The sequence below is a fragment of the Streptomyces sp. 150FB genome (assembly GCF_000818195.1).
Taxonomy (GTDB): Bacteria; Actinomycetota; Actinomycetes; order Streptomycetales; family Streptomycetaceae; genus Streptomyces.
Window position 1 is genome coordinate 1,023,784 of record NZ_JTHL01000001.1, and the last position, 5,192, is coordinate 1,028,975.

Annotated in this window: 4 protein-coding genes; 3 read left to right on the plus strand and 1 reads right to left on the minus strand. The window is 72.5% G+C overall.

What is annotated here, in order from left to right:
* Both QR77_RS03890 and QR77_RS03895 read left to right on the plus strand, forming a co-directional pair.
* Positions 1 to 1,090: pyridoxal-dependent decarboxylase (locus tag QR77_RS03890; protein WP_040019685.1), on the plus strand; the 1,090-nt coding region annotated here is incomplete at its 5' end.
* A gap of 136 nt (positions 1,091 to 1,226) precedes the next feature.
* Complete coding sequence (locus QR77_RS03895; RefSeq protein WP_040019686.1) at positions 1,227 to 2,384, plus strand: ROK family transcriptional regulator; 1,158 nt, start codon at positions 1,227 to 1,229, stop codon at positions 2,382 to 2,384.
* A gap of 57 nt (positions 2,385 to 2,441) precedes the next feature.
* Here QR77_RS03895 and QR77_RS03900 read toward each other — a convergent pair whose 3' ends face one another.
* Positions 2,442 to 3,206, minus strand: coding sequence for a GntR family transcriptional regulator (locus tag QR77_RS03900; protein WP_040019687.1), 765 nt, complete (start codon positions 3,204 to 3,206; stop codon positions 2,442 to 2,444).
* A gap of 409 nt (positions 3,207 to 3,615) precedes the next feature.
* Here QR77_RS03900 and QR77_RS03905 point away from each other — a divergent pair, with 409 nt between their 5' ends.
* Entirely contained in the window at positions 3,616 to 5,031 is a 1,416-nt protein-coding gene (locus QR77_RS03905) for a GNAT family N-acetyltransferase (protein ID WP_236710532.1), read from the plus strand.
* Positions 5,032 to 5,192 lie beyond the last annotated feature (161 nt).

Here is a 5,192-nt window from a genome sequence, read left to right on the forward strand (position 1 = left end):
GGTGGCGGCCGAGTGGACGGCCGAGCTGTTCGGCCTGCCCGCCGGGGTCTCCTGCGGGTTCGTGACCGGGGCGACCATGGCCAACTTCACCGCGCTCGCCGCCGCCCGGCACGCCGTACTGGGCCGCCACGGCGTCGACGTGGACCGGGTCGGACTCGCCGGGGCGCCCGCCGTGCAGGTCCTGGCGGGCGCGGAGCGCCATGTCAGCATCGATCTGGCGCTGCGCTACCTCGGCATCGGCACCGACCAGCTCACCCTGGTAGAGGTCGACGGCCAGGGCGCCATGCGCCCGGACGACCTCGCCCGCCACCTGCGCCGTCTGGCGGGGCGGCCGGTGATCGTCTGCGCGCAGAGCGGCAATGTCGACACCGGCGCCTTCGACCCGCTGACCGCCGTGTGCGGGCACGCGCGGGAGGCCGGCGCCTGGACCCACGTCGACGGCGCGTTCGGGCTGTGGGCCGCCGCCAGCCCGGCGCTGGCCCATCATGTGGCCGGGCTGGAGCTGGCCGACTCATGGGCCGTGGACGCCCACAAGTGGCTCAACGTCCCCTACGACAACGCCATGGTCTTCGTCCGTGACTCCGCCGACCACCGCGCGGCGACCGGCAAGAGCGCCCCGTACCTGACCGACAGCGGTACGGCCGGAGGACCCGGGGAGACCGCGGAGGGACGGGCGGCACGGGAGAACTACCACTTCGTCCCCGAAGCCTCCCGCCGCGCACGGGGGTTCACCGTCTACGCGGCCCTGCGCAGCCTCGGCGCCAGCGGCATCGCCGACCTCGTGGACCGCAACTGCGCCCAGGCGCGGCGCCTCGCCGGGGCCCTGGCCGCCGAGCCGACCGCCGACATCCTCAACGAGGTGGTCCTCAACCAGGTCATGGTCCGCTTCCGCGATCCGGCCGGCCAGGACGACGAGGCGAGGACGCAGGCCGTCGTCGCCCGGGTCCAGGCGGACGGTACGGCGTGGGCCGGCACGACGCGGTGGCGCGGGCTCACCGCCCTGCGCGTCTCGGTCTCCGGGTGGCGGACGACGGACGCGGACATCGACCTGACCGTCGAGGCGATCCGCCGCGCGGCCACCGCGCCGTAGGGGCGTACGCGTACGGGCGGTTCTCCACCCGGCGGGGATCGGAAACCCGTTGCAAGCGGTGCCGATCGACCCTCGCCGGGAGAGGTGACCAACGAGTAGCATCGCCGCACGCGCGTACGAGCTGGGAGGACATACCGTGGGGCGGTTGACCGGCGGAGATCCATCCCTGCTGAGGCGGATCAACTCAGCAGTGGTACTGCACTCCCTGCGGGGCGCCGGTGCTCTCACGCTCACCGACCTGACTCAGGTCACCGGTCTGTCCCGGCCGACGGTCGAGGGTGTGGTGGAGGGCCTCATGGACACGGGGCTGGTCGCCGAGTGCGCCCCCGAGGAGGGCGAGGCCCGCCGACAGGGCCGCCCGGCACGCCGGTTCAGGTTCCAGGCCGAGGCCGGTCACCTGCTGGGGATCGAGATCGGGCCGCACCGGATCGCCGCGCTGCTCTCCGGTCTCGACGGCCGGATCATAGGCGCCGGGTCGCGCGAGGTCTCGGAGAAGGCCGACGCCGACGAACGCCTCGAACGGGTCAGGCTCGTGGTGGCCGACGTACTGCGCCGCACCGGCGTCGCCCGCAGTTCGCTGCGCGCGGTGGGGGTCGGCAGCCCCGGCATCGTGGAGGCGGACGGCACCGTACGGCTCGGTACGGCGCTGCCGCAGTGGACGGGGCTCGCGCTGGGCGAGCGGCTGCGGCGTTCGTTCCGCTGCCCGGTGCTGGTGGAGAACGACGCCAACGCGGCCGCTGTGGCCGAGCATTGGAAGGGTGCGGCCACCGACTCGGACGACATCGTCTTCGTACTGGCCGGGCTGAGCCCGGGGGCCGGCTCGCTGATCGGCGGGCGGCTGCACCGGGGGTTCGGCGGCGCCGCGGGCGAGATCGGCGCACTGCACCTGCTGGGGCGCGGGGTGACGCCGGAGAAGCTCCTGTCGACGACGGACGAGCCGCTGCATCCGCTCGACGAGCAGGCGGTGGCCCAGGTCTTCGCCGACGCCAAACAGGGGGACGTGCGGGCGCAGGAGGCCGTCGAGCGGTTCATCCAGCGGCTGATCCACGATGTGGCGGCGCTGGTCCTCGCGCTCGACCCCGAGCTGGTGGTGATCGGCGGCTGGGCGGCGGGCCTGGACGGTGTGCTGGATCCGCTGCGTGACGAACTCTCCCGCTACTGTCTGCGGCCGCCCCGGGTGACGCTGTCGCTGCTCGGTGAGGCGGCGGTCGCGACGGGCGCGCTGAGACTGGCGCTCGACCATGTCGAGGAGGAACTCTTCGCCGTGGAGGGAACGGTTACGGCCCGCCGCTGAGCGACGGGCCGTTCGCAGTGCGCCGTGCAGGGAGGTACGAGCCTCGGGGCGCGGCGGTCAGGAAGCCCTGCGCTCCGGGGGGTTGTCGCTGATCTCCAGGTCGCCGGAGTCGCCGAAGGTGAGCCGGCAGGTGTCGGCGCGGTAGGTGGCCATCGAGACCGCCGCTGTGGCGCCCCCGACGACATAGCGCGTCGTGACAACGAGGACCGGCGCACCGGGCAGCCGGTCCAGCTCCTTGGCGTCGTCGGCGCCCGCCGAGCCCAACTCCACGGCGCGGTCCTGCCCGTCGAGGCCCAGGTGCTGCAACTCCCGCAGGACACCACGGGCTCGGGCGGGTCCCGACGGCGCGTCTATGGCGGAGAGACCGGGCACCGACGAGGTCGGTACGTACAGCAACTCGGCCGCCACCGACTGGCCGTGGGTCACCCGGATCCGGCGCACGACATGGACGTCGTCGCCCGCTCCCGCCTCCAGCATCCTGGCCACGGCGAGCGGCGCGGGGCCGGTGGTGCAGTCGACCGCCTGCCAGGCGTCCTGCACCGTGCCCGGCCACTCGTGCTGGGTCGTGGAGACGTCCACGCCCACCCGGGGCGGCGCGACGGTGGTTCCGACGCCCCTGCGGCGCTGGAGCCGGCCCTCCAACTCAAGCTGTTCGAGCGCCTGTCGGAGCGTGGCGCGTGCGACACCGAACCGAGCGGCGAGTTCACGCTCGTTGGGCAGCACCTCGCCCACGGCGAAGTCGGAGTCGAGCGCCTCGCCGAGAACGGTCCTGAGATGCCAGTACTTAGGCTCCGGCACTGTTTCGAGCTGCGTGGTCCCCACCCTGATCCTCCGCAATCGCCGTGTCCCCGGCGGGTTTTCCGTGCCCTTGTTTATTAAAGGTTCCTGCACTAACTGATGACCCTAGGACGGCACAACCCGTTGGTCAAGACCAATGCTGCGCCAGTTACGGAGTGAAATCGCCTTCTGACACAGCGCGTTCACGGAATGTACGCGTGCGGCTCACCGGGCCGGCGGGCAGACTGGGTTCCGTCCGTCGCGCGCGGGCCGCCGACGTTCACCGAAGATCACCGGAGATCACCGATGGGGGAACCGTCCTCATTGCAGCACTCGCACGGACTCTTTGCGTCAATAATGGCCAAAAGTATTTCAAAAGAGAACAGATACATACTTAACCCGCCAGTCACAAACCGTTCGTGATCGCGCAACACCATTCGGTCAGAGTGTCGGCATGACTGATGTGACGTCCGCGAAGAGTGCCCGCCGCCCGCATCACTGGCGGCGGGATCTCGTGGAGCTTGCCGCCCTGTTCACGGCCGTCGTCGTGGCCGAGGCGATCGCGAACATGATCGCCCACGTACCCGACGGCACCGTGCTCCTCATCGCCTCGGCGGTGGCCCTGATCGCCACGGCCGCCTTCCACACATGGTGGTCACGCCGCCACAGCCACGCCCCACCGCGGGCATCGCTGCCGCGCCCGGCGCCCGAGGGCCCCGTCGCCGCCCGTCCGGCGGCCACCTCGCTGTGGCGGATGCGCACCACCGTGCGCGACGAGCCCGGCAGCCTCGCGGCGCTGTGCACGGCCTTCGCCGAGCACCGGGTCGACATCCTCACCCTCCAGACCCATCCGCTCGCCCACGGAGTGATAGACGAATTCCTGCTGCGCTCCCCCGCGGCGTTCGGCGCCAGGGACCTGACCCGCGAGATCGCCGCGGCGGGCGGCACCGACACCTGGATCGAGCGCGCCGACGCGCACGACCTGGTGGACACCCCGACCCGGGTGCTCGGCCTCGCCACCCGTACCGCACTCGACGCGGCGGAACTGCCGCTCGCCCTGAGCCAGTTGCTCGGCCGCTGCACGATCCACTCGCAGCCCCCCGCGCCGTCCGCCGGCCACGGACCCGCCACCGGCGTGCCCGTCGAAGGCGTACTGGAAGGGACGTCCATGCGGCTGGGTGAGCCGAACGGCGGCACGATCACCGTCGACCGTCCCTATCTTCCCTTCACCCCGACCGAGTTCGCCCGGGCCCGCGCCCTGGTCGAACTCGACTCCCGGCTCGGCCCGCGCGTACCCCGCGGTGAGGACGTCCTCACCCTCCCCGAGGGCCAGGACATCACGATCCGCCGCGCCGGCCCGGACGACCACGCGGCCGCCCTCGCCATGCACGGCCGCTGCTCGGAGCGCACCCTGAGCCTGCGCTACCACGGCCCGGCCGCTGACGCCGACCGTTATCTCGACCACCTGCTCAGCCCGCGCTTCGGCCGGACCCTGGCCGTCCAGACGGCGTCGGGGCGGATCGTCGCCCTCGGGCACCTGCTCTGGGACGGGGACGAGACGGAGGTCGCGCTGATCGTCGAGGACGGCTGGCAGCAGCGCGGTATCGGCTCCGAGCTGCTCGGCAAGCTGACGGCCCTGGCGGCGGAGGCGCGCTGCTCCAGCGTGTACGCGGTGACCCAGTCGTCCAACACCGGCATGGTCGCCGCCATGCGGGCCCTCGGGCTGCCGCTCGACTACCAGCTCGACAGCCAGCACGACAGCACCCTGGTCGTCACTGCCAGGCTGAACACGGCCCCGGCCCGGCCCACCCTTCCTGGCGCCGGCTCCGGCCACCCCGGCTCCGAGCAGGCGGATCGCGAACGCCGCTGACCGACCCTGACCGCTGCTGACCGACCCTGACTGCCACTGACCGCCACTGAACCCCGCCGGACACGGAAGCGGCCGGCCGGAGACAGACGTACGAACGGCCGGCGCCGCGCCGCGGCGGCGCCCGCGTCCCGATCCGGCCAAAGTCGACAGCGGGCCGCCGG